At 53.4% G+C, this 25,460-nt stretch carries 20 protein-coding genes and 1 tRNA gene; 10 read left to right on the top strand and 11 right to left on the bottom strand.

The genetic code is table 11. The features are described from left to right. Positions 1–231: 231 nt before the first annotated feature. Both FN082_RS16765 and rsuA read right to left on the bottom strand, forming a co-directional pair. Positions 232–1,428, bottom strand: a complete 1,197-nt coding sequence (locus FN082_RS16765) for a Bcr/CflA family multidrug efflux MFS transporter (RefSeq protein ID WP_142981953.1) — start codon at positions 1,426–1,428, stop codon at positions 232–234. Further along, positions 1,425–2,144 carry a 16S rRNA pseudouridine(516) synthase RsuA gene (gene rsuA / locus FN082_RS16760; RefSeq protein ID WP_139536658.1) on the bottom strand — a complete coding sequence of 240 codons (720 nt, stop codon included), beginning with the start codon at positions 2,142–2,144 and terminating at the stop codon, positions 1,425–1,427. Before rsuA ends, FN082_RS16765 begins: the two co-directional genes overlap by 4 nt. 149 nt (positions 2,145–2,293) lie before the next feature. Here rsuA and FN082_RS16755 point away from each other — a divergent pair, with 149 nt between their 5' ends. Both FN082_RS16755 and rplY read left to right on the top strand, forming a co-directional pair. After that, entirely contained in the window at positions 2,294–4,051 is a 1,758-nt protein-coding gene (locus FN082_RS16755; protein WP_139536659.1) for a DEAD/DEAH box helicase, read from the top strand. Between the two features lie 137 nt (positions 4,052–4,188). Then, positions 4,189–4,473 (top strand): 50S ribosomal protein L25, encoded by a 285-nt coding sequence (rplY, locus tag FN082_RS16750; RefSeq protein WP_139536660.1) that lies wholly within the window; start codon positions 4,189–4,191, stop codon positions 4,471–4,473. A 57-nt stretch (positions 4,474–4,530) separates the two neighbouring features. Here the strand turns inward: rplY and FN082_RS16745 are convergent, their stop codons facing one another. Further along, positions 4,531–5,127 (bottom strand): NUDIX domain-containing protein, encoded by a 597-nt coding sequence (locus tag FN082_RS16745; protein WP_139536661.1) that lies wholly within the window; start codon positions 5,125–5,127, stop codon positions 4,531–4,533. Between the two features lie 81 nt (positions 5,128–5,208). Here FN082_RS16745 and FN082_RS16740 point away from each other — a divergent pair, with 81 nt between their 5' ends. After that, complete coding sequence (locus FN082_RS16740; RefSeq protein WP_142981952.1) at positions 5,209–5,967, top strand: DeoR/GlpR family DNA-binding transcription regulator; 759 nt, start codon at positions 5,209–5,211, stop codon at positions 5,965–5,967. Positions 5,968–6,031: 64 nt separating this feature from the next. Here the strand turns inward: FN082_RS16740 and yejK are convergent, their stop codons facing one another. Next, positions 6,032–7,039: a nucleoid-associated protein YejK gene (gene yejK / locus FN082_RS16735; RefSeq protein ID WP_139536663.1), complete on the bottom strand. Its 1,008-nt coding sequence runs from the start codon at positions 7,037–7,039 to the stop codon at positions 6,032–6,034. A 178-nt stretch (positions 7,040–7,217) separates the two neighbouring features. Here yejK and FN082_RS16730 point away from each other — a divergent pair, with 178 nt between their 5' ends. From FN082_RS16730 to eco, 5 genes are all read left to right on the top strand, one after another. After that, positions 7,218–7,445, top strand: coding sequence for a YejL family protein (locus tag FN082_RS16730; protein WP_139536674.1), 228 nt, complete (start codon positions 7,218–7,220; stop codon positions 7,443–7,445). 19 nt (positions 7,446–7,464) lie between these two features. Further along, on the top strand, positions 7,465–9,225 hold the full coding sequence (yejM, locus tag FN082_RS16725; RefSeq protein WP_139536664.1) for an LPS biosynthesis-modulating metalloenzyme YejM: 1,761 nt from the start codon (positions 7,465–7,467) through the stop codon (positions 9,223–9,225). A 77-nt stretch (positions 9,226–9,302) separates the two neighbouring features. Further along, positions 9,303–9,379 (top strand) — tRNA-Pro (locus tag FN082_RS16720). Positions 9,380–9,557: 178 nt separating this feature from the next. Beyond that, the gene (locus FN082_RS16715) at positions 9,558–10,664 is read left to right on the top strand and encodes an AI-2E family transporter (protein WP_139539105.1); all 1,107 of its coding nucleotides are present in this window, start codon (positions 9,558–9,560) and stop codon (positions 10,662–10,664) included. A 309-nt stretch (positions 10,665–10,973) separates the two neighbouring features. Next, positions 10,974–11,465: a serine protease inhibitor ecotin gene (gene eco, locus FN082_RS16710; protein WP_139539106.1), complete on the top strand. Its 492-nt coding sequence runs from the start codon at positions 10,974–10,976 to the stop codon at positions 11,463–11,465. A gap of 44 nt (positions 11,466–11,509) precedes the next feature. On the opposite strand, the gene mqo is transcribed toward eco, so the two are convergent. Then, a complete protein-coding gene (gene mqo, locus FN082_RS16705; RefSeq protein ID WP_139539107.1) occupies positions 11,510–13,144 on the bottom strand; it encodes a malate dehydrogenase (quinone) in 1,635 nt (544 codons plus the stop codon). 278 nt (positions 13,145–13,422) lie between these two features. Between mqo and FN082_RS16700 the strand changes: the two genes are divergently transcribed. Next, positions 13,423–14,670, top strand: coding sequence for a SulP family inorganic anion transporter (locus FN082_RS16700; protein WP_139539108.1), 1,248 nt, complete (start codon positions 13,423–13,425; stop codon positions 14,668–14,670). Here the strand turns inward: FN082_RS16700 and mgtE are convergent. The 6 genes from mgtE to FN082_RS16670 all read right to left on the bottom strand — a co-directional run bounded on the left by mgtE (position 14,633) and on the right by FN082_RS16670 (position 22,031). Further along, entirely contained in the window at positions 14,633–16,069 is a 1,437-nt protein-coding gene (mgtE, locus tag FN082_RS16695) for a magnesium transporter (protein WP_142461979.1), read from the bottom strand. The genes FN082_RS16700 and mgtE overlap by 38 nt on opposite strands. Positions 16,070–16,237: 168 nt before the next feature. After that, positions 16,238–17,881 (bottom strand): multidrug ABC transporter permease/ATP-binding protein, encoded by a 1,644-nt coding sequence (locus FN082_RS16690; protein ID WP_142981951.1) that lies wholly within the window; start codon positions 17,879–17,881, stop codon positions 16,238–16,240. A 76-nt stretch (positions 17,882–17,957) separates the two neighbouring features. Then, the gene (alkB, locus tag FN082_RS16685) at positions 17,958–18,608 is read right to left on the bottom strand and encodes a DNA oxidative demethylase AlkB (RefSeq protein ID WP_142466964.1); all 651 of its coding nucleotides are present in this window, start codon (positions 18,606–18,608) and stop codon (positions 17,958–17,960) included. After that, a complete protein-coding gene (ada, locus tag FN082_RS16680; protein ID WP_142981950.1) occupies positions 18,608–19,672 on the bottom strand; it encodes a bifunctional DNA-binding transcriptional regulator/O6-methylguanine-DNA methyltransferase Ada in 1,065 nt (354 codons plus the stop codon). The genes alkB and ada overlap by 1 nt, the downstream gene beginning before the upstream one ends. 72 nt (positions 19,673–19,744) lie before the next feature. After that, a complete protein-coding gene (gene apbE, locus FN082_RS16675) occupies positions 19,745–20,797 on the bottom strand; it encodes an FAD:protein FMN transferase ApbE (RefSeq protein WP_142461983.1) in 1,053 nt (350 codons plus the stop codon). A gap of 103 nt (positions 20,798–20,900) precedes the next feature. Further along, a complete protein-coding gene (locus FN082_RS16670) occupies positions 20,901–22,031 on the bottom strand; it encodes a porin OmpC (RefSeq protein ID WP_142466958.1) in 1,131 nt (376 codons plus the stop codon). Positions 22,032–22,794: 763 nt separating this feature from the next. On the opposite strand from FN082_RS16670, the gene rcsD reads away from it, so the two are divergent. Beyond that, the gene (gene rcsD / locus FN082_RS16665) at positions 22,795–25,455 is read left to right on the top strand and encodes a phosphotransferase RcsD (protein ID WP_142981949.1); all 2,661 of its coding nucleotides are present in this window, start codon (positions 22,795–22,797) and stop codon (positions 25,453–25,455) included. Positions 25,456–25,460: the final 5 nt, after the last annotated feature.

Below are 25,460 nucleotides of genomic sequence, written 5' to 3'. Positions count from 1 at the left end.
GATATCAGACTTGTGTTATTGGTTTGTAATGTAAAAGTTTATAATTGTGCAAATGGAACATCTTCGGGCTATATGTACCCGTTTCTGTGATCTAAAACAACTTTTTTATCGCAACAATGCGACTTTTTAAACGATTTGATTTTACATAAAACAAACAAATAGCCAAACCGTGAAGCCGGTTTCAGTTGATATGTATCAAAGAAGGGGGCGATATCGCCCCCTGAATGTGGCTCAGCGTGCGGCTTTGCGCCGCCTGCTGGCATAGAGATAGAACAGAATGGAACTGCTGGCGCAGAAGGCGATTGAAATCAGCATTGGCCAGGCAGTGGTAAAGGTTGCCATTGAGAGCAGCGCGCCGACAATCGCCCCAATCCCGAAACGGAAAGTCCCCGCCAGTGAAGATGCCGTTCCGGCCATATGCGGGAATTCATCGAGAATAACCGCCATCGCGTTAGAGGAAACCATCGAAACGCAGCCGATAAAAGCCGCCACGCCAAACACCAGCGCCCAAAAACCAACATCAAATAGCGCGCACACCACTATCCAGAGCGCCATCGCAAACTGGATCCACAGCCCTGCGCGAAACATATTCAGAGCCCCCACCCGCCGCACAAACCGGCTGTTGATCATCGTCATCACGAACAGAAAAACAACGTTCAGGGCAAAGTAGTAGCCAAAATGCTGCGGTGATACGTGGTTAATATTGATATAGACAAACGGACCGGCGCTGAGAAACGAAAACATCCCGGCAAAGCTAAACCCGCTCGCCAGCATATAGCTCAGCACCCGCTTGTGGCGAAACAGAGTGGCAAAGTTACCCAGCGTTGTATGTATATGGAACTTCTGTCGACGCTCCGGCGGTAAGGTTTCGCTAATGAAGAAGGCGATCATCGCGGAAGCCAGTAGCGCCGCCACAGCAAGGATCCAGAAGATCGCATGCCAGCTAAACCACACCAGCACCGCCCCGCCGACCATCGGCGCCACCAGCGGCGCAACGGTGGTCACCAGCATGACGAACGACATCATTCGCGAAAACTCTTCTTTCGGATAGATATCACGCATCAGGGCGTTAATCACCACGCTCGCCGCTGCCGCCGCCAGCCCGTGGAAGAAGCGCATGGTAATCAGCATATCGATAGTCTGCGACAGCGCGCAGGCCACCGCCGCCGCCGCAAATACCAGCGTACCGCCAAGAATAACCGGCTTACGCCCGATGCTGTCCGCCATCGGGCCATATAAAAGCTGGCCCACCGCAAAGCCCAGAATATAGGTGCTGAGCGTCATCTGCGCGCTGCCGTCCGGCACATTAAATTGCGCAGAGATCACCGGCAGCGCCGGAAGATACATATCAATCGACAGCGGCATCAACATGGCCAGAAGGCCAAGAATAAACACAATCCCTAACGAAGAATTCTGCTTTGCCGTCACGTTTTACTCCGCGCATGTTGGCCGCCGACGCTGGCAATTTCGTCTTCAGTCAGCGGGCGATATTCACCAGGGGCTAACGACTCATCAAGCATAATGTCGCCAATACGTTCGCGATGCAGGCCAACCACATGATTACCCACCGCGGCAAACATCCGTTTAACCTGGTGGTAGCGGCCTTCGCTAATGGTCAAACGGACTTCGGTCGGCGTCACCACCTCCAGCACCGCCGGTTTGGTCAGCTCTTTCTCATTGTGTAGCTGAACGCCTTTCGCAAACTGCTCAGCGGTAGTTTCATCCACCGGGTTTTCCAGTTCCACCAGATAGGTTTTTTCACAATGATGGCGCGGGGAAGTGATCCGGTGGGACCACTGACCATCATCGGTCATCAGCACCAGCCCGGTGGTATCAATGTCCAGGCGTCCTGCGGCGTGCAGCTTATGGGCGACGGGCTCATCAAGGAAGTAAAGCACTGTCGGGTGATCTGGATCGTCAGTGGAACAGACGTAGCCCTGCGGTTTGTTAAGCATGAAGTAGCGCGGGCCGTGCTGCTGAACCAGCGTGTTGCCGTCATACTCGACATCGTGCTCCGGCTGAAGCTTAAACGAAGTGTCTTTTACAATGTCGCCGTCCACGGTAACGCGGCTGCCGCGGATTTCACGCCCGGCAATAGCCCGGCTAACGCCAAGTTGCTGAGCGATAAACTTATCAAGTCGCATGAGATTTTTTTAGCCTGTAAGAGTGCTGGAGCGGGCAACGCGCCCGAAAAAAGAAGAATTTCATTGGTTAGTATAACGAGCTATTAACACCACTCAAGGGAAAAGATTCGTGGCATACTATTCGCGAGTTAATTAACCGCTATAAATTCATGACTTTTACACTACGTCCCTACCAAAAAGAGGCGGTCGACGCCACTCTGGCCTGGTTTCGCCGCCACCATGAACCCGCCGCCATCGTCCTGCCGACCGGCGCAGGTAAAAGCCTGGTCATCGCCGAGCTGGCTCGCCTGGCGCGCGGTCGCGTACTGGTCCTGGCGCACGTAAAAGAGCTGGTCGCGCAAAACCATGCCAAGTATTGCGCGCTCGGCCTGGAGGCGGATATTTTCGCCGCGGGCCTCAAGCGTAAAGAGAGCCACGGCAAAGTGGTGTTTGGCAGCGTGCAATCGGTGGCCCGCAACCTTGACCAGTTTCAGGGGGAATTCTCGCTGCTGATTGTCGATGAGTGCCACCGCATCAGCGACGATGACGACAGCCAGTATCAGCAGATCATCAGTCACCTTCAGCAGGTTAACCCCAATTTGCGCCTGCTGGGGCTGACCGCCACCCCCTTTCGCCTCGGTAAAGGATGGATTTACCAGTTCCATTACCACGGGATGGTGCGCGGCGATGAAAAAGCGCTGTTTCGCGACTGCATTTACGAACTGCCGCTGCGCTATATGATTAAGAATGGCTACCTGACGCCGCCAGAGCGGCTGGATATGCCGGTAGTACAGTATGATTTTAGCCGCCTTCAGGCACAAAGCAGCGGTCTGTTCAGTGAAGCTGACCTGAACCACGAGTTGAAAAAGCAGCAGCGCATTACACCGCATATCGTCAGCCAAATTGTTGAATTTGCGCAAACGCGCAAAGGGGTAATGATTTTCGCCGCCACCGTTGAACACGCCCGCGAGGTCACCGGCTTGCTGCCAGCGGGTGAAGCCGCTTTAATTACCGGCGAAACTCCTGGCCCCGAACGCGATCGCATTATCGAAGCGTTTAAGGCCCAGCAGTATCGCTATCTGGTTAACGTCGCGGTGCTGACCACCGGCTTTGATGCGCCCCACGTCGATCTCATCGCTATCCTGCGCCCTACCGAGTCGGTAAGCCTTTACCAACAAATTGTGGGTCGTGGCCTGCGCCTGTCGCCAGGCAAAACTGATTGCCTGATCCTTGATTACGCCGGGAACCCGCACGATCTTTATGCCCCCGAAGTCGGCACGCCGAAGGGAAAAAGCGACAACGTGCCGGTGCAGGTTTTCTGCCCCGCCTGCGGTTTCGCCAATACTTTCTGGGGAAAAACGACCACCGACGGCACGCTGATTGAACATTTTGGCCGCCGCTGCCAGGGCTGGTTTGAGGATGATGAAGGCCATCGCGAACAGTGCGATTTTCGCTTTCGCTTTAAAAACTGCCCGCAGTGTAACGCGGAAAATGATATCGCTGCCCGTCGCTGCCGCGAGTGCGACACCATTCTGGTCGACCCGGATGACATGCTGAAAGCGGCGCTGAAGTTGAAAGATGCGCTGGTGCTGCGCTGTAGCGGTATGGATCTTCAGCACGGTGCCGATGAGAAAGGCCCATGGCTGAAAATCACCTATTACGATGAAGATGGTGCGGATGTAAGTGAGCGCTTCCGTCTGCACACGCCCGCCCAGCGTACGGCCTTTGAGCAACTGTTTATCCGCCCACATACCCGTACACCGGGTGTACCGCTGCGCTGGATAACGCCCGCCGATATCCTTGCCCAGCAGGCGCTGCTGCGCCACCCGGACTTTGTCGTCGCCCGCATGAAGGGGCAGTACTGGCAGGTGCGGGAAAAAATATTTGATTATCAGGGGCGCTTTCGTCGGGCCAACGAGCTGCGCTAATCGGCTGCCCGGCTGAGGTTTTGGTTGCTGCAAAGGCGTTTGGCGGCTATAATGCCGCCCGCTTTTGCATTCGCAAAGCAGATAATCTGCCTGCTGCTGGGTCGCCTGTAGCAGGATTTATATATAGAGAGACATCAATGTTTACTATCAACGCAGAAGTACGTAAAGAGCAGGGTAAGGGTGCGAGCCGCCGCCTGCGCGCAGCAAACAAATTCCCGGCCATTATCTATGGCGGCGAAGCTGCTCCGGTTGCTATTGAACTGGACCACGACAAAGTATGGAACATGCAGAGCAAAGCTGAATTTTACAGCGAAGTTCTGACCATCGTTGTTGATGGCAAAGAAGAAAAAGTTAAAGCTCAGGCCGTTCAGCGTCACGCGTTCAAGCCGAAGCTGACTCACATCGACTTCGTTCGCGCTTAATCGCCGACTGAAAGTTGTATGGCAAGCGCCCCGGCCTGCAAGGTCCGGGGCGTTTTGTTATGGAGCTAACAGCGTCGATGCATTGAGCGCCAAATGCTGCAGCAGCATAATGGTTTTCGCATCGACAATTTCCCCTTCGCGAATGGCCCGCAGCGCTCTTTCCAGCGGCCACTCCAGCACTTCGATATCTTCCCCTTCGGTCGCCAGCCCGCCACCATCGCTAAAGCGATCATCGGCAGAATATTCGGCAATAAAAAAATAGAGTTTTTCCGTTACCGAACCCGGACTCATATAAGCGGTAAATACCGGCTCAATGCGCGTGACGCGAAAACCGGTCTCCTCTTCCGCTTCAGCGATAATGCGCTCTTCCGGAGAAGCGTTATCCAGCAATCCGGCAGCCGCCTCAATCAAGAACCCCTCGTGGCCGTTAATCCATACCGGGAAGCGAAACTGGCGAGTCAGCACTACCGTTTTATTTTCACGGTTATAGAGCAAAATGACCGCCCCGTTTCCGCGATCGTAGGCCTCGCGGCTTTGCTCCTGCCAGCGCCCATCCCGGCGTAATAATTCGAACGTGTATTTTTTGAGCGTGTACCAGTTATCTGAGAGTAGCGTTTCGCGGACATGGCGAACGCGGGGTACGTCAGCGTGCATGTATTTCCCCTTATAAGGTGACAGCAGGCAACATAACATGCATAATCGTGTATAAACAAGATAACTCATGAAGGTATTTTCATGCTTGCCAGCCAGAGAAAACAGCAGATTTTGCAGATCCTCGCTGAGGAAAAACAGGTGATGTCAGGCGATCTCAGCCAACGTTTTCGCATTTCGGAAGATTCGATTCGCCGGGATCTGCGCGAGCTGGCAGCTGAAGGAAAACTACAGCGCGTGCACGGCGGCGCATTGCCGGTTTCCGAAGCCATCGCGCCAATCGAAACAAGAAAAAACGTGCAAATAGCCTCGAAGCAGACCATTGCCCAGCGCGCAACTGAGCTTATTCAGCCCGGCCAGGTGGTGATTATCGACGGTGGAACTACGACCGGAGAGATGGTACGCCTGCTGCCAGATAACATGGCGTGTACGGTGGTGACCCACAGTCCGGGGATCGCCGTCGCGCTGGTGGAGAAACCGCTAATCGAGGTGATTTTGATTGGCGGCCGATTATTTAAACATTCGGTGGTCAGCGTAGGGGCAGCAGCCCTGGAAAGTATTTCTCGCATTAATGCCGACCTGTTTTTTATGGGCGTAACAGGCGTCCATCATCAAGCCGGATTGACTACCGGAGATTATGAAGAGTCAGGTATCAAGCGCGCACTCGCGGCGCGGGCTGCCGAAACGGTGGTGATGGCGTCGCAGGAAAAACTTAACTCCGCATCGGCCTTTGCCATCGGCGAACTGAGTCTCGTCAGCACGCTTATTGTCGATACACCGTTAGATGATGCCCTGCAACAGCAATTAGCAATAGATGGCGTAGAAATCCTCTATGCCTGTTAGCCTGGAACCACAGGCGTGCGCTAAATAAAAAAATCCCGACTCAACGCCGGGATTTTTCATTTATTTAGTTACCGCCAGAAGTCCGGCGCTGCAGCTGGTCGCGCAGATTTGGCGGCGTGCCCTTAATCGTTAAGGTATCCGTAGCCGGATCCCAGAACACGCGCTCACCCAACAGCATGGCATCAAAGTTAATGGTTAACCCACCGCCGCTACCGGCAAACTTGGTTAACTGGCGCAGAGTGCTGCGATCCGCCGGGAAGCTCTCTTCGAGCTCGTAGCCTTGTTCTGCGGTAAACTCCTGGAACGTCTTCTCGCTGACGCCCGCCAGCTCTTTGGACAGCGATTCCAGCTCAATTTCCTCTCCGGCCTGCAGCTGTTCGTTGCAGTAGCTGTAAACCTGCTGGCGCACGTTCTGACGCTCAGATTTATCCAGCTGCGCATCGGCAGCGAAATCATCCAGCGCCTGTAACAGGCCACGGTTCTGCGCTTTCGCATTCAGCCCTTCGCTGGCACCGAGGAAATCCATAAAGAAATCTGCCACTTTTCGCCCTACCCGACCTTTCAGGAAGGTCAGGTAGCGAGTTGATTCCGGATTGGTTTCCCATTCGGTTAAATCAATACGCGCAACAATATCAGCGTGATTAATATCCAGATAGTGGGTGGAGCTGATGTCCAGCTCTTCGTTGACGCGCATGCTGCTTAAGTTGTTCAGCACCGCCACCATCAGGTATTCCACCGCCAGATAGCGATACTGGCAAAACAGCACAATCCCCCCTTCAGCGAAAGGGTATTTTGCCAATTCATCGCGCAGGCGACCGGTCGCCGCGCGGCTGAACGGCAGGAACTCTTCTTCACCCTTACGCTGCTCGCGTAGCGCCTGCGCCAGCTCGCTCTCTTCAGTAAACAGGCCATAGGCTTTATTTTTTGCGCTGTAGACACGATGCAGCTCGGCCATCATTTCTACTACCGTCGCTGTCGGCTCCAGCAGTGACTCGCGCAGCACCAGTTCCAGATTTTGTTCATCACGTTTGATCAACTGATGCAGGGCAATCTGGTCGATATCCAGACTCATGTTAAACTCTCCTTTTAGACCGGGCGATATTCAACCACCGCCGGGACGACGGCGCAACCACCGCGTAACTCTTTGCGAGCTAAGCCGCGCGCTTTTGCGCCGTGGCGAAAAAATGCGGAAAAAAAGCTGCTGCTACGGTAATATGTTGCCCTTTCACGAACAAACAGATTTTGAGTTTATGCCGCAAATATCCCGCTATAGCGATGAACACGTCGAAAAGCTGCTCAGCGAGCTGACGAGCGTTCTGGAAACACATAAAGCGCCCGTTGACCTGTCTCTGATGGTGCTGGGCAATATGGTGACCAACCTGATCAATAGTAGCGTCGCGCCGGCGCAGCGTCAGGCCATCGCCCGTTCTTTTGCCCAGGCGTTGCAATCATCTATCAACGACGATCCGGCGCACTAAGGATAACGAACAACAGTATATGGTGACTCTTCGTCAGCCCTACCGAGAAAAAGTCTCCCAGATGGTCAGTTGGGGACACTGGTTCGCCCTGTTCAACATGTTGTTGGCTATGGTGCTCGGTAGCCGCTATCTTTTTGTCGCCGACTGGCCAACGACGCTTGCCGGACGCATTTTCTCGTACGTCAGCCTCGTTGGTCATTTCAGCTTCCTGGTCTTTACCAGCTATGTGCTGATCCTCTTTCCGCTAACCTTTATCGTCATCTCCCAGCGTTTGATGCGGTTTATATCAGTCATCCTGGCGACAATGGGCATGACGCTGCTGCTCATCGACAGCGAGGTGTTCACCCGTTTCCATCTGCATCTCAACCCCTTCGTTTGGGAACTGGTCATTAACCCCGATCAGAACGAGATGGCGCGCGACTGGCAGCTGATGTTCATTAGCGTTCCGGTTATTTTTCTGCTGGAAATGCTTTTTGCAACCTGGAGCTGGCAAAAGCTGCGTAGCCTGACGCGCCGCCGCCACTACGCCCGCCCGGTTGCCTGGTTTTTCTTTATTTCTTTTATTAGCAGCCACCTGGTTTATATCTGGGCAGATGCGAATTTCTATCGCCCTATAACCATGCAGCGAGCTAATCTGCCGCTTTCCTATCCCATGACGGCGCGCCGTTTTCTGGAAAAACACGGCCTGCTCGACGCCCAGGATTACCAGCGCCGTCTGGTGGAACAAGGCGCACCGGAAGCGGTCTCGGTACAATACCCGCTTAGCGACCTGCGTTATCGCGATCTCGGCACTGGCTATAACGTGCTGCTTATTACCGTGGATAACCTTAACTATTCGCGCTTTGAGAAAAACATGCCAGCGCTGGCCGGGTTCGCTAAAGAGAGCGTCAATTTTACCCAGCATATGAGCTCCGGCAACACCGCCGACAGCGGCATGTTTGGCTTGTTCTATGGTATTTCGCCGGGCTATATGGATGGCGTTCTGTCGGCACGCATTCCTGCGGCGCTGATTACTTCGCTGAATCAGCAAGGCTACCAGTTGGGCCTCTTCTCTTCTGACGGTTTTAGCAGCCCGCTTTATCGCCAGGCGCTGCTGTCCGATTTCTCATTGCCGGTCGCGAAAGCACAAAGCGATGAGCAGACAGCGAACCAGTGGATTAACTGGCTGGACCGTTATGCTCAGGACGAAAACCGCTGGTTCTCATGGGTTTCGCTTAACGGCACCACTTTTGATAATGGACAGCAGCAAAACTTTGTCCGCCGCTACAGCAATGCCGCTGGTGCGGTCGATGCACAAATTGGTCGCGTGCTGAACGCGCTGCGCGAAGCGGGCAAGCTGGACAACACGGTGGTTATTATTACGGCAGGCCATGGTATGCCGTTGAACCCTCAACATGATCAGTTTGGCTGGTCGCGCGAGCAGCTGCAGGTACCTTTAGTCATCCACTGGCCCGGTACGCCTGCTCAGGAGATTGCGACGTTGACGGATAATAAAGACGTGATGACGACGCTGATGCAACGGCTGTTGCACGTTTCCACACCGGCAAATGAGTATTCGCAAGGTGAGGATCTGTTTAGCGCCGCCCGTCGTCGCGCGTGGGTGACCGCCGCCAATAGCGATACGCTGGCGATTACCACGCCGAAAGTCACCGTCGTACTCAATCACAACGGTACTTACAGTACATGGAATAGCGACGGTGAGAAGGTTAAGGATCAAAAACCGCAGCTCAGCCTGCTGCTGCAGGTGCTAACTGATGAAAAACGCTTTATCGCTAACTGATTGATTATTTATGAATCAATCAGTCATTTCCCGACTTGCATTCAGTTGGGGAACGGGTAATATTGTTCCCCACAAATCGGCACGTAGCGCAGCCTGGTAGCGCACCGTCATGGGGTGTCGGGGGTCGGAGGTTCAAATCCTCTCGTGCCGACCAAATTATTCACCGATAACATCGGTAACCCCTTAAGAACCCGCACTCTCTTAGAGTCTGCGGGTTTTTTAATGCCTGAAATCACCCTCTGCTCTTACCCGATACGATAAGCGCTCTAATTGTAAATCGTGGAAAAGCTTCTATTATTTGACTGTATTCGTCATTTTTCTGAAGGATTTACATGAGAGTTAATGGACTTACAAAAGGATTTTTCATCCTGATCGTACTGATCGTCACCCTCGCTTTTTTCGACGTTCTCTCCCCCTATTATTCAGCCATTTTATGGGCAACGATTCTGGCGGTGATCTTCCATCCGGTTAAGAACAAACTGCGCGATCGGCTCGGCGAGCGTAACGGCCTGGCGGCCTTTCTGACGATAGTAATTATCTGCCTGATCGTGTTTACCCCGCTGGCGATTATTCTCTCGTCGCTGGCCTTTGAGCTGAACGTGGTTTACACCAAGCTGCAGCATAACGATACTCAGTTCCCGACGGTGGTAGCCAGCCTGTTTGCTCACCTGCCGGAGTGGGCCCGTAGCTTCCTCTCCGAGCATAATCTCGATAGCGCTGAACAAATTCAGCAGCAGCTTTCTGACGTTGCGCTAAAAGGCGGTCAGTACCTGGCCGGTAGCGCATTCCTGATTGGTAAAGGGACCTTCGGTTTTACCGTCAGCTTCGGCATCATGCTTTATCTGCTGTTTTTCCTGCTGAAAGACGGCCCATATCTGGTCAGGCTGATTCTCGAATCCTTGCCGCTGTCAAATCACGTTAAGCAGCATCTTTTCGCTAAATTTGCCGCCGTGGCCCGGGCGACGGTAAAAGGCACCGTTGCGGTCGCGCTTGCCCAGGGCGCACTTGGCGGGCTGGCGTTCTGGATAGTCGGTATTGATGGCAGCATTCTGTGGGGCGCTATGATGGCGTTTCTGTCACTCATTCCGGCGGTGGGTTCGGCGATTATCTGGATCCCTGCGGCCATCTATCTTTTCGCAACCGGTCAGATATGGCAAGGCGCTTTTATCGTCGGTTTCTTTGTGATAATCGTTGGCCTTGTCGATAACATTCTTCGCCCTCTGTTGGTCGGGAAAGATACCAAAATGCCGGACTACCTGATACTGATAACCACCATTGGCGGGATGGAAATCTACGGCATCAACGGTTTTGTTATCGGCCCGCTGATTGCCGCGCTGTTTATTGCCTGCTGGAACCTTCTTTCCGGGCGCGATCACGCCGGAAATATCGATGAGATCGATGAAGACTTCTTAGAAGAGGGAAAAAACCGCGAGGAGTAGCGCATTACCTTAATAAACAGGGGGCTTCCCCCTGTTCAACGCGATGACTTAGAGCCTATCCCAGTATGCGTAATTGGCGAAGACAGTTTGAACACTGCCCAGGTTCAAAATGGCAAGCAAAAAAGCCCTAATGGGATAGGCTCTTAAGTGATTACTTAGCGTAGCCCTCAAGTTGAGGCTGTTAACCCTCTTGCAAACCTGCAGAATTTATAACTATATATTATGAAAATTTTGGTAAATACCACTTATTATTCATCTTATAAATGCTACTCTTATGCTGTTCAGGAATGATAACAAAGGATTACCCACGTGAAAAAAATCACTACGTTTGCCATTTCCCTGCTGGCCGTTGCCTGCGTTTCCTCCAGCGCCCTGGCCGCAGAACAGCCGCTGGAAAAAATCGCCCCGTATCCTAAGGCGGAGAAAGGCATGAAGCGTCAGGTGATTCAGCTGCCGGAGCAGCAGGATGAATCAGCGTTTAAAGTTGAACTGATGATTGGCCAGACGCTGGAAGTCGACTGTAATCGCCATCGCCTTGGCGGCCAACTTGAAAGCAAAACCCTGGAAGGCTGGGGCTACGACTACTACGTATTTGATAAAGTCACTTCACCCGTCTCAACCATGATGGCCTGCCCGGACGGCAAAAAAGAGAAGCAGTTTGTAATGGCGGGCCTGGGTGATGCGGGAATGTTACGCTACAACAGCAAATTACCTATCGTGGTTTATACCCCGGCCAACGTTGATGTGAAATATCGTATCTGGAGAGCGGACGAGACCATCGGCACTGCCGTTGAGCGTTAATGCCTTGAGATAGAATCCGGCGGCCCGAGCCGCCGGAGAATGGGTTACAGCGCGATATCGGCGATAGGTTTTCCCTCCGGCAGCGGCTTCAGCTCCGCCTGCGGAACATCATCAGCAACCGTGAGCGGCTCATAGTGCAGCTCCAGAACCTCACTGGTCCACGCCAGCGCCTTTTCAATTTCCGCGGCGTTGCCATCCAGACGCGTACCATAACTAGGAATAATCGCTTTCAGTTTCGCCTGCCAGTCAGCTGAGTTGACCTTATCCTTGAACACTTTTTCCATCAGCTGCAGCATAATTGGCGCGGCGGTGGAAGCACCTGGCGATGCGCCCAGCAGCGCGGCTACGGTACCTTCATCATCGCTGACGACTTCGGTACCCAAACGCAGAACGCCACCCTTCTTCTTATCGCGCTTGATAATTTGCACGCGCTGACCGGCTTGCCATAGGCGCCAGTCTTCTTTACGCGCTTCCGGATAGTACTCACACAGCGCCGCATGGCGGTCTTTGTCTTTTTGCAGCACCTGGCTAATCAGGTATTTCACCAGATCGAAGTTGTCCAGACCCACGTTGAGCATCGGCATGATATTCGACGTATTGGTTGAAGCCAGCAGATCCCACAGCGAACCGTTTTTCAGGAAACGCGTTGAGAAGGTCGCAAACGGCCCAAACAGCACCACGCGCTTGCCGTCGATAATACGGGTATCGATATGCGGAACCGACATCGGCGGCGCCCCAACTTCCGCCTGGCCATAGACCTTCGCCAGATGGTGGTTAACCACATCCGGATTCTCGCACACCAGGAACTGTCCGCCGACCGGGAAGCCCGCGTACTCTTTAGCCTGCGGAATACCCGTTTCCTGCAATAGAGTCAGCGCCGCGCCACCGGCGCCAATAAAGATAAATTTAGCTTTGATCACCCGTTTCTGGTGGCGATTGTTGGCGTCCGCCAGCGTCACGGTCCAGCTCTTATCAGCGTTGCGCTTAAAGCGGCGCACCACGGTACCCAACTGGAGAGAGAAATTATCATGGGTTTGCAGCCCGGCGATCAGCTGACGGGTGATTTCGCCGTAGTTCACGTCTGTACCGACTTCCGTACGGGTGGCGGCTACTTTCTGCTGCGGATCGCGCCCTTCCATCACCAGCGGTGCCCACTGCTTAATTTGTTGATGATCTTCAGAGTAGCGAATGCCGCGGAACAACTCGCTTTGCTGTAAAGCCGCATAGCGGGCGCGCAGGAAGTTAACGTTGTCTTCACCCCACACGAAGCTCATGTGCGGCACGCTGTTAATAAATGACTTCGGCTTGTTCAGAATGCCGCGCGTCACCTGATGGGCCCAAAACTGACGAGAAATCTGGAACGATTCGTTGATATCAACCGCTTTATCGATATTGATTCCGTTGGCGGTTTGCGGCGTATAGTTAAGTTCCATCAGCGCCGCATGGCCGGTGCCCGCGTTATTCCATCCGTTCGAGCTCTCTTCCGCGACGCTGGACATCTGCTCGACCATGGTAATAGACCAGTCCGGCTCCAGTTCCTGCAGCCAGGTTCCCAACGTGGCGCTCATGATGCCGCCGCCAATCAACAATACATCCGTCTCTTGCTCATGGCGGGTGTTGGTCCGAGTGTTATTGGAACCAACCGCCTGTGAGCTGGGTACGGCCATCTTTTTCTTCATCGGATTTGAGCCTTACTTTACTCGCTTTTTTATTTAGCGCAGGTGAAACGATTCTCGGCTTCAAAGGTAACACTGAAGAAAAAAAATTTAAATATTGTTTAAATTTTAAGTTGAGTTTTGAGATCTGTTATAAAAATGTTTAATAAATGTGTATCACAAATCACATTTTGTACTGGTATCAGCGGCGCTTCCGCGCTATCATCCTCGGTTTTGTGACGGACCGCACGTAAGCAGCGTCTGTTGCCACGCCTCTTTTTTATATTCTGCGAACTTTTTTTATGCCACCAGTTTCTGACTCCGCAACTGCCAGTCGCGCTGGCACATTAGGCCAGATATTACGCTCTCCTGCGCTGCTGACGCGTGAAACCCTGGCGGGTGTACTGACCGCGCTGGCCCTGATTCCCGAAGTCATCTCCTTTTCCGTTATCGCAGGCGTTGACCCGAAAGTTAGCCTGATTGCCTCCGTGGTGCTGTGCCTGGCGATGTCGGTTCTGGGCGGCAGACCGGCTATGGTCACCGCAGCCGCCGGTTCTGTGGCGCTGGTGATCGGCCCGATGGTGCATCAATATGGCGTCGGCTATATTCTCCCTGCGGTTATTCTGGCAGGCATCATTCAAATTTTGTTTGGCATTTGCGGTATGGCGCGCCTGATGCGTTTTATCCCGCAGGCGGTGATGACAGGTTTTGTTAACGCGCTGGGGATCCTGATTTTTTTCGCCCAGGTTCCGCATTTCTGGAGTAAGCAGCCGCTGATTATTGGCCTGTTCGTGTTAACGCTGCTGATTGTGCTGTGGGCTCCCCGCTACATTAAGGCGGTTCCTTCTCCGCTGATTGCTATCGTTTTACTGACTCTGTTTACCGTTTTCAGCGGCCAGCTGCTGCCGACCGTTGGCGATGAAGGCCCCATGAGTGGCGGATTGCCGGGGTTAACCAGTCTGATGGTGCCGCTCGACTTAACAACGCTGCAAATCATCTGGCCCTGCGCACTGAGTATCGCTTTTGTCGGTCTGATGGAGTCGCTGCTAACGGCAAAACTGGTCGATGACCTGACCCACACCCCTTCCAGCAAAGCACGTGAGAGTGCCGGTCTGGGCATTGCTAATATTCTCGCAGGCTTCTACGGCGGTATCGCCGGGTGCGCGATGATCGGCCAGACCATCGTTAACGTTGAAATGGGGAAAGCGCGCAGCCGCGTTTCAACGATTGCCGCCGGTCTGGTGCTGCTATTGCTGGTAACGGGGTTAAGCGAAGTGATGGCGAAAATCCCGATGGCCGTTCTCGCCGGGGTGATGGTGATTGTGGCGGTTAAAACCTTTAGCTGGCACAGCATTCGTCCGGCCGAGCTGGCACGTAATCCATGGCCGGAAACGCTGGTGATGCTGGTGACCGTCGGCGCGACCGTCGGTACCAGCAATCTGGCGATTGGTGTCCTGGCGGGCCTGGTCTCGATGGCCCTGATCCCCCGTCGTCTGCGTACTAAAGCGCAGGCTACATCAGAAAAACCGTCGCCAACCCAAGAAAAATAAAGAACCCGCCGGTGTCGGTGATAGCGGTAATCATGACGCTGGAGCCGACCGCCGGATCGCGGCCCAGTTTAACCATCACCATCGGGATAATCACCCCCATCATCGCTGCCATCAGCAGGTTGAGCATCATCGCCAGCGTCATCACACCGCCGAGCTGCGGGTCATCGTACAGCCACCAGGTAATGGCCCCCATAATCCCGCCCCAGACGATCCCGTTGATCAGCGCAACGCCCATTTCACGCAGGATCAGAAAGGTGAAACTTCCCGGCTGAATATGCTGTAGCGCCATCGCCCGCACGATCATGGTGATCGTCTGGTTACCGGTGTTCCCCCCGATCCCGGCGACAATGGGCATCAGCGACGCCAGCGCAACCAGCTGGGATATAGTGTGTTCAAAACCATCGATAACGCGGGAGGCGATAAACGCGGTACAAAGATTCACCGCCAGCCAGGCCCAACGGGTCTTCACCGCCTTACTGACCGGGGCAAATACGTCGTCATCGTTACTCAGACCGCCCATCCGGCGTAAATCGTTATCCGTCTCTTCATAGACCACGTCAACAATCTCATCGATGGTCAAACGCCCCATCAGCTTGCCGTCAGCGTCAATAACCGCGGCGCTAAGTAAGTCGTCACGTTCGAACGTGCGCGCTACCTTTTCGGCATCTTCATGCGGCTGGAAGGTGACCGGGTCGCCTTCCATCACTTCCCCTACCCGCTTCTGAGCATCGTTGAGCAGGATCGTTTGTAGCTCCAGTTCACCAAGCAGCAGCTTATTGCGGGTGGTCACAAATAGTTTGTCGGTATTTTCCGGCATTTTGCCCAACCGCCGCAGATAGCGTTGTACCGCTGCAAGCGTGGCCTCCGGACGGACGGTGATGACTTCAAACTCCATTATCGCACCGACGGTATTGTCGGCGTAGCGCATCATCTGGCGAATGCGCGCACGCTTATCCGGCGGCAGCGTCGCCAAAAGACGTCCGGTCAGATCACGCGGCAGGTGTTGCAGCAGGTAGACCTGCTCATCGATATCAAGGTTTTGCAGAGCAAACAGCAGGTCGTGATCGCTCATCTCTTCGATGAGATCGCCCCAGACGCTTTCCGATGCTTCCAGCAGCACTTTACCGCGTTTGTCGTCGGCCACCAGTCGCCAGAGCGCATTACGGGCGTCGTAGGGCAGCGCTTCGAGCGCATCGGCGAGGTCCGGCGGCGGAAGATGGGAAACCAGCACTTCCACTTCCGCCAGATCGTCGGCAAGCGTACTGTCATCATAGCGTTCTGCCAGGGTTAATTTGCCCAGCAGCGAAGATGTAACGGCTTTATCGGTACTCAGTAACCATATGAGACGGGCGCGCTCTTCGTCGCGCAATCTGGCGCTTTTTTTGTGCAAAACGGACATCGGTCAGGCAATCCTTGTAAAAATATCTGTCAGACCAGCAGGCCGGAAGCCTTAAGCATAGCGCGAGGAGGGGGAAATAATAACCGCTATGAATTCAGTCGATGGAAAAAACAGCAGCCAGAGGTAATCCCGGAAGACGGCTAACGCCTCCGGGATGTAGTAAAGTCATCAGGCAGTACGGGCAACCGCATCGCGAGTCGCCAGCTCGCGCTCTTTTCCGGTTAGCTCAGAAAGTTGGCCACCGCGCATTTCCAGCAACCTGTCGGCATGCTGAAAGTAGTGGTCATCATGGCTGATAGCAAAAATGGTTTTCCCCATTTGCTGCATCAGCGGTAACAGCACCTGGTAGAATTCCCGGCGGAAATGCGGGTCCTGATCCGCCGCCCATTCATCCAGCATGATGATATCTCTATCCTCAGCCAGCGCCAGCAGTAACGCCACGCGCTTTTTCTGCCCTTTCGATAGCTTCAGATCGAGAATTTTGCCGTTATCCAGCTGGATTTTGTGGCTCATTTTCAGATATTCCAGCCACTTATCCACTAGCGCTGAATCGGCCGCTTTCCCTTCCGGCCCCAGCAGCCTGTCGAACAGCCAGACGTCGGTGAAAACCGCAGAGAATAGTTTGCGATAATCTTCCGGTTTATCCGCCGCCATCGGCTGCCCGTCCAGCAGGATCTGCCCGGAAACCGGCTGATACAAACCGGTCAGCAGCATGGCCAGCGTCGATTTCCCGCTCCCGTTGCCGCCAATCAGGAACACCAGCTCGCCGCGCTTTAGGGTCATATTAATCGGCCCTACCGCGAAGCTATTATCGGGATAATGGAACGCAACATCGCGCAGCTCCAGGGTTTGCCAGCCGGGGTGCGTCTGCGCCTGTGGAAATTCAGCGCGGTACGGCGCAAGAGAAAACTTATGCAGCTTGTTAAAAGCCACCTGGGCGCTGAGCAAAGTTGGCAGCGCACCAACAGCGGAAAGCAGCGGCGTACGCAGGAATAGCAGCGTCAACGAGTAGGTCGCCGCCACCGCCGTATCGGCCCAGCCCAGGCTATTAGCCATCCAGAAGACCAGGCCAATCGCGCCAAGCATCATGATATTCGACCAGTTAACCGCGCTCAGGTGGAAAGTGTCGGCGCGAACGATATGGTGCCGGTATTCGCGCGCGTCCGGGAGATAGAGCTGGTTAAAGACATATTCAGCGCGCTCACGGTTCAGGGTCAGCTCTTTGCGCCCCTCCAGCACCGTCTGATAATCATGATATAACTTGTCTTCGGTTTCGCGCAGTGAGGCCATATGCTTATAGACCCGCGATACCAGCATAAATCCGCCCCAGATGGTCAACGCCAGCCACAGCGCGGTGACCATCATCATTTTCCCCGATAGCCACGCCAGATATGCGGCGGAACCGAAGGTCAGAATAATTCCCTGCACCAGCTCCGGCAGACGCACGAAGGCAATGGTGATATTACGGATATCGCTGGTTAACCCCGCCAGCAACGACGCGCTGCCGATTTTCTCGATCTTCTCGATTTGGGTATCCAGAATGCGCTTAATAAATTCACCACGCAGGCGGTAGACAAAATGGTGGCCAAGCGTGGTCAGCGCCAGTTGCGAGCCGAGCGTGACCGCCATCAGCAGCAATAACAGCCCAAGGAATTCCGGCAAGACCGTCAGAGAGGTATCAACAATAGTAATCAGGCGCAGGTTAATGAAGGCGATAAGCCCAATACCCAGCGCCGCGCTGAGCAGGCTCAGGGCAATAACGGCGATAAAAGGCCAGCGATACTGACGCCAGACAAGAAGAAGAAGTTCCATAACAGCTAATCCGGGCAAGCAAAAACAGCGAGCAGTTTAAACTGCTTACTGATGACAGCAAGAATAATTCTTATTTTTATTCTTTATTACCAGCAAGACGGAACGTGAGGTTGTAACGACAGGGGCCAGTATCAGGATGAATCCCCTCTTTCAGCGGTTGAATACCGTGGTAAAACAGCCGCGATTCGCCGCCCCAGACCACCACGTCACCGTGCTCCAGCAGCACCCGCTGTAGCGGATCGTTACGCTGTCGGCCACCGAACTGAAATATTGCCGGAAGCCCGAGCGAAACGGACACTATCGGCGCGCGCAGATCACGTTCATCTTTATCCTGATGCAGCGACAGCTTTGTCCCCGGCTGATAGCGGTTGATAAGACAAGCATCCGGCGTAAACTGCGCATAGCCGCCAGCGGCGGCAGCCTCTGCGGCCAGCTCGAGGAAAAGCAGCGGCATCAGCGGCCAGGGTTTGCCCGTTAACGGATCTTCATGAGCGTACAGATAGCCATGCTGATTGGTAGTCCAGCCCAGTTTGCCGCAGTTGGTCATCGCCACCGACATCGTATAGCCGCCGGGGGTTACCATCTGGCGAAAAGGAGAGCAGTTGGCAATATCGCTAATAGCCTGCAACAGCGCCGGAGCGCGGTCGCGGACATAGCGGCGTAAAATTATCGCCCCCGGAGCCAGCGGTTCCTGCCAGGGCGGCGTATCGGCAAAAAGATCGAGCATCAGTTCTCCTCGGTTTGCGCCTCACGAGCCAGCAGCAGCGCTTTGCGCGCTGTTCCCCAACGATAGCCTGATAGCGCCCCTCCCGCGCGAACCACCCGGTGGCATGGGATAACCAGCGCCAGCTTGTTGGCGGCGCAGGCGCTTGCCACCGCTCTGACCGCGCGAGGGCGACCAATGCTTTGCGCGACCTGGCGATAGCTACGGGTTTCCCCCGCAGGGATCTGCCGCAGCGCCTGCCAGACCTGAAGCTGAAAAGCCGTGCCGCGCAGATCCAGCGGCAGCGAAATGGGCTGGCGATAGTCAGCAAGATGGGAAAAAACCTGCGCTACCCGCTGGCGAAAAACATCACCGCCCGGCAGCAGACGCGCATTGGGAAACAGGCTGGCTAATTCCTTATAGAGAGACACGTCATCATCGCCCGGCAGTACGGCGCATACGCCCCGTTCGCTCTCCGCCACCAGGCAACGCCCCAGCGGGCCATCGCCGCATATCCAGGTAATATCGGTATCTTCGCCACCGCGGCGAAACTGGCTGGCGGTCATTCCCAACGCAGCATCAGCCTGCTGATAGTAGCTGCTGTTATCCGGGAAACCGGCGGACAACGCCGCATCGATAACCTTCTCCCCCTGACCCAGCGCCTCGCGTAAGCGGCGAGCGCGCCAGGCCTGCTGCCAGGCTTTGGGCGTCATGCCGGTAACGGATTTAAAGAGGCGGTGAAAATGAAAGGGACTGACCGCCAGTTGCTGCGCCAGTGCTTCCAGCGTTATCGGCGTCTCCTGCTCCAGCAAACGACAGGCGGCGGCAACTTTATCCACCTTTTGCTGCTGTGGGTCTGTCTTTTCCGGCTGGCAGCGTTTGCACGGACGAAAGCCTTCCGCCAGCGCGGCTTCAACGTTGGGATAAAAGCGGATATTCTCCCGCAGCGCCCGCCGCGAACGACAGGACGGGCGACAGCAAATTCCGGTGGTCAGCACGGCAAACACAAACTGACCATCGGCGCGAGCATCACGTTCACACACCGCCTGCCAGCGGCGCTCGTCGGTATCAATCATTATCGGTTGCATAACGGACTCCTGCTGTAAGTGTAACTTCAGTCTGGGCCGAAATCCGTTAGCAAAAACCCGAAATCTTGCTGTTTAATTTTTCTCGCCAACGAGGAACGCGCGGAACTGCGGCGACATCCAGGTTTTGAACCCATCCCCGTCTTTGACAATCATATAGACCGCCAGCCCCTGTTCGCGTACCACGTCCTGCGCTTTCTCCGGCCCCAGCACCATCAATCCGGTATCCCAACCGTCGGCCTCCAGAGCCGTCGGGGCGATAACGGTCACCGACACCAGTTTATGATCGATTGGTCGCCCGGTTTGCGGATCGATAACGTGCGAAATGCGCTTGCCGTCCAGCTCATAATAGTTACGGTAGCTGCCGGAGGTGCTGATCCCGTGACCGTTAATATCGACGATCGCCTGCACCGCGTTTTCGCGATCGGTTGGCTTCTGAATGGCCACCCGCCACGGCTGCCCTTCGGCGTTCATTCCGCGACTCACCAGCGCACCGCCTACTGAAACCAGGTAACGCGAGATCCCTTCCTGCTCCATCAGACGCGCGAGATGATCGGCGGCATAGCCTTCACCTACGGTAGAGAGATCGACAAACAGATCCGGAATGTCTTTTTGCAGAAACTGCTTATTGGCCTGGTTAATCACCGTCAAGTGCTGTAGCCCACTGCGCGCTTTTGCGGCGGCAATTTGCTGCGCATCCGGCGTTTTTACCGGCTGTTTATCCGGGCCAAAACCCCACAGATTGACCAGCGGCCCGACGGTAATATCCATCGCGCCATGGGTTTTAGCCCCTATTCGCAGCGACAGCGTGACGATATCTGCCATCGCTTCGCTGACCGGCCACGGCGCGGTGCTCGGCGAGTGGTTAAAGCGCATCAGCGCTGAATCGTTCTTCCAGGTGGAAAGCAAACGATCGTCAGCGTCCAACTGAGCCTGAACTTTCTGGCGTAGATCCTCAGCCTTTGCATCATCAAGGTTCATCACGCTGACCCGCCAGAATGTGCCCATGGTTTTACCATCCAGCACGGTGGCAGCAGATTTTGGCGTCTGTGGAGAGGTGGCTGAATCACAGCCTGAAAGTAGTACGCAGACCCCAAACAGGGCGGCGCGGAAAAAAGTGATATCCATAAAAATTGGCTTCCTCTTACTGGGATTCAAAGAGTACACCAGCAAGGTTAAACCGGGCATAAAAAAAGGCGCCATCGGCGCCTTTTTCGAAACTTCAGCGTGCTTAGAACTGGTAAACCAGGCCCAGAGCAACGATGTCGTCGGTAGAGATGCTAGCATCTTTGGTGAATTTGTTGTCGTCCAGCAGGTTGATTTTGTAATCAACGTAGGTAGACATATTTTTGTTGAAGTAGTAGGTTGCGCCAACATCAACATATTTCAGGATATCCTGATCACCATAACGGCCGAGGTCCTTACCTTTAGACTGCAGGTAAGCCACGGACGGACGCAGACCGAAGTCGAACTGGTACTGAGCAACCACTTCAAAGTTCTGCGCTTTATTTGCAAAACCGATGTTACCAGTACGAGTTGCGTTATAGGTCTGGGAGTACTGAGTTGCCAGGTAGATATTGTTGGCGTCATATTTCAGGCCACCGGTGTAGGTTTCAGCGTTGTCACCTTCACCCAGAATGCGGCGAGAAATGTTGTCAGAGTCAGTATATCTGGTGTTGATGCTGTTCTGCTCAGAGGTACGTTTGGAGTGAGAATACGCGAAACCAGCGCTGATACCTTCCCAGATATCATAAGTTACAGCAGTGCCGTAACCGTCGCCATTCTGTTTGTTCCAGCCACGACCATTGTTAGTCGCGCCTTCACCGCTTACGCTGCCGTTTTTACCCTGGTACTGCAGAGCAAAGTTCAGACCGTCAACCAGACCGAAGAAGTCAGAGTTACGGTAGGTTGCCACGCCGTTAGCACGAGACTGCAGGAAGTTGTCAGAACCGTAGGTGTCGCCGCCGAATTCCGGCAGAACGTCAGTCCAGGAAGTCACGTCGTAGACAACGCCGTAGTTACGACCATAGTCGAAAGAGCCCGCGTCGCCGAATTTCAGACCTGCAAATGCCAGACGAGTCCAGGACTGATCGCTGGAGCTTTCGGTGTTGTTCGCCTGAACGTTGTATTCCCACTGGCCGTAACCGGTCAACTGGTCGTTGATCTGAGTTTCGCCTTTGATGCCCAGACGCATATAGGTCTGGTCGCCATCGGAAGATTTGTCGTCAGAGAAATAGTGCAGACCGTCGATTTTACCGTACAGGTCTAATTTGTTGCCATCTTTGTTATAGACTTCAGCCGCATTTGCTGCGCCCGCTACCAGCAGAGCCGGTACCAGGAGGGACAGTACTTTAACTTTCATGTTATTAACCCTCTGTTTGTTATATGCCTTTTATTATTGCCACTGCTTACTGATTACCCTTCTAATCAGTCGGCTATTTCATTGTGCTGCAAAATGCAGAATAATCCAACAAGAATATGATACTAAAACTTCTAAGATGTTTCTAAATGCGCACAAGATGTTTCAACATGTAAATACCGGGGAACTTTTTTTCTACTCACAAAGCTCATCAAAATAAGCACTAATAATCAAAAAATTAAAATTATCAATCAATGTCAATAAGTTACGCGCTTACATATCTATAGCACTGAATGGTAAAACAAAATTCTCATCTGAGACTAAAATTAATCCCGCTATCATCATTAACTTTATTTATTACCGTCATTCAGTTCTGAATGTCTGTTTACCCCTATTTCAACCGGATGCTTCGCATCCGGTTTTTTTTACCCTTCTTTACACATCTTTAATTATTCCCTGCTACCCACAACAATAAATAACGGTTATTAATCAAACAACTTACATCTGAAAGATAGGTTATATAGATAATTTCTTGTTATTTAGTGCTATTTCTCATGAAGGATACGTAAGTAATTGTACAAAATACCCAAAGCCGTACATCTTTACCTGCCCGATCGATTTAAGATAAATCTCAAGGCAAAAAACTCGGTGCATGATATTCAGATGTATGGATTTTGGGCGTTAACCTTTATACTGCTCGTAACATCTGCGGTTACCCTGAAGCAACCGTCCGTTTACAAACACTGACGAGTCGTACTCTCACACGATGACCCCGAAAAAATTTTCCCTCATCCCAGGCAACATTACTCGCTTCTTCATTCTCATGGTTGTCGTACTGCTGGCAACAATGGGGGTCATGATTCAAAGCGCCGTCAACGCCTGGCTGAAAGATAAAAGCTATCAGGTTGTCGATGTTAGCGATGACTTGCATAAGCGTATCGATACCTGGCGCTACGCCACCTGGCAAATTTACGACAACATTGCCGCAACTCCTTCCAGCACGACAGGAGACGCAGGTTTACAGGAAACGCGTTTAAAGCAGGACGTTTACTATCTGGAAAAATCCAGACGTAAAACCGAAGCGCTGATTTTTGGCTCCCACGACAGCTCAACGCTGGAAATGACGCAAAAAATCTCCAACTATCTCGACATTCTGTGGGGCGCAGAAACCATCCCCTGGTCTATGTACTATCTGAACGGGCTTGATAACAGCCTGATTCTGGTTTCAACGCTACCGCTGAAAGATTTGTCATCCAGCTTCAAAGAATCAACCATCAGCAACGTAGTGGAGTCTCGCCGGGCAGAAATGCTGCTCCAGGCAAATACCCTGGATGAGCGCGAAACCTTCTCTTCGCTGCGCCACCTTGCCTGGCAAAATGGCTACTACTTTACTTTACGCACCACCTTCAACCAGCCAGGCCATCTGGCGACCGTAGTGGCTTTTGATCTGCCGATTAACGATCTGATCCCTCCCAGCATGTCGCTGGAGAATTTCCGCCTTGAGCCTGACCCCTCGCAAAACATCACCAGTAATCCGGATAAAGAAACTGCCGACATTGTCAGCATCAACTTTAATGGCCCACAGATTGAAATTATCACCACCATTAATACCACCGGTATGCGCCTGGTATGGATGGTGCCTTTTAGCGAGCTGATTCTGGAGTCCTTACAGAATATTTTACTGCCGCTGCTGTTGACCATCGGTCTGCTGGCGTTAACGCTGTTCGGTTTTACCACTTTCCGCCACTACAGCGGTCGCAAAAGCGTCGCTGGCACATCGGTCTCTTCGGCAGCCAATAGTGAACTGCACGCCCAACGTGCAATTCATGAAGAAATTGTCTCTCTGTTACCGCTGGGGCTACTGGTTCATGACCAGGAATCCAATCGAACAATAATCAGTAATCCCATTGCCGATCATCTGCTGCCGCATCTGAACCTGCAAAACATCATTAATATGGCCGATCAGCACCAGGGGGTGATTCAGGCGACGGTGAATAACGAACTGTATGAAATCCGTCAATTCCGTAGCCAGGTCGCGCCTCGTACGCAAATCTTCATCATTCGCGATCAGGATCGTGAAGTTCTGGTTAATAAGAAACTCAAGCAGGCACAGCGTTTGTTCGAAAAAAACCAGCAGGGGCGTACCGCTTTTATGCAGCATATCGGCACGGCGCTGAAGCAGCCTGCGCAGACGCTAGCGGAAGAAGCCGCGGCGCTCGGCATTGCCGAAAGTAGAAAACTGGCCCAACATGCTGATGAACTGGTGCAGTTGGTAGATGAAATACAGCTGGCAAACCTGCTGGAGAGCGATAGCTGGAAGAGCGCCCAGGGGCTGTTCTCCATTCAGGAACTGATAGATGAAGTGGTGCCTGAAGTCCTGCCAATCATTAAACGCAAAGGCCTGCAGTTGCTGATCAACAATGCGCTCCCGGCGAATGAACAACGCTATGGCGATCGCGACGCCCTGCGCCGTACGCTTTTGCTTCTCATCCAGTACTCGGTGACCACCACGCCAATTGGTAAAATTACTCTGGAAGTGAGCAAGGAAGAGTCGGCAGACGATCGCCTGACCTTCCGAATTATCGATACTGGCAACGGCGTTTCCGGCAATGAAATCGATAATATGCACTTCCCGTATCTCAACGATACGCAGTCAGATCTCTACGGTAAAGCTAACGCCCTTACCTTCTGGCTCTGCGATCGCCTGACGCGAAAACTGGGCGGTCAGTTGAATATCAAAGCGCGCGAGTCTCTGGGTACCCGCTATTCTCTGCATCTAAAAATGGCGGCCAGTGAAGAAGAGCGCGATTCTGGAGAGCATCTGCTTGATGACGTCGTGGTATTACTTGATATTACCGCTAATGAAGTGCGCCGTATCGTCATGCGCCAGCTTGAAAGCTGGGGGGCAACCTGCATCACGCCGGACGATAGGGTAACAAGTCAACAATATGATCTCTTTTTGACAGATAATCCGTCTAATCTTACTGCTTCGGGCTTGCTTTTAAGCGATGATGAAGCCGGAATACGCAAAATTGGCCCCGGCCAGCTCCGCGTCAATTTTAATATCAGCGCCGCAATGCAGGAGGCTATCCTGCAGCTGATTGAACAGCAGCTGGCCGATGAAGAGGGCCACTCCTCCTCTCCAGGAAGTGAGAGTAACGCCGAACTGCATGCCAGCGGCTATTACGCGCTGTTTGCCGACACGGTACCAGATGATGTTAAGAGGCTGTATAATGAACTGGCAACGAGCGACTTCGCCGCGCTGGCGCAAACCGCTCACCGCCTCAAAGGGGCGTTTGCTATGCTAAATCTGGTACCCGGCAAGCAGTTATGTGAAACGCTTGAGCATCTGATTCGTGAAAAAGATGCGCAAGGCATAGAAAAATATATCAGCGACATTGACGTCTACGTCAAGAGCTTGCTGTAGCAAGG

This window comes from Klebsiella spallanzanii (assembly GCF_902158555.1).
GTDB classification, from domain to species: Bacteria; Pseudomonadota; Gammaproteobacteria; order Enterobacterales; family Enterobacteriaceae; genus Klebsiella; species Klebsiella spallanzanii.
Note: the sequence above shows the minus strand (reverse complement) of the source record. Positions and strands in the feature narration are given on the sequence as shown.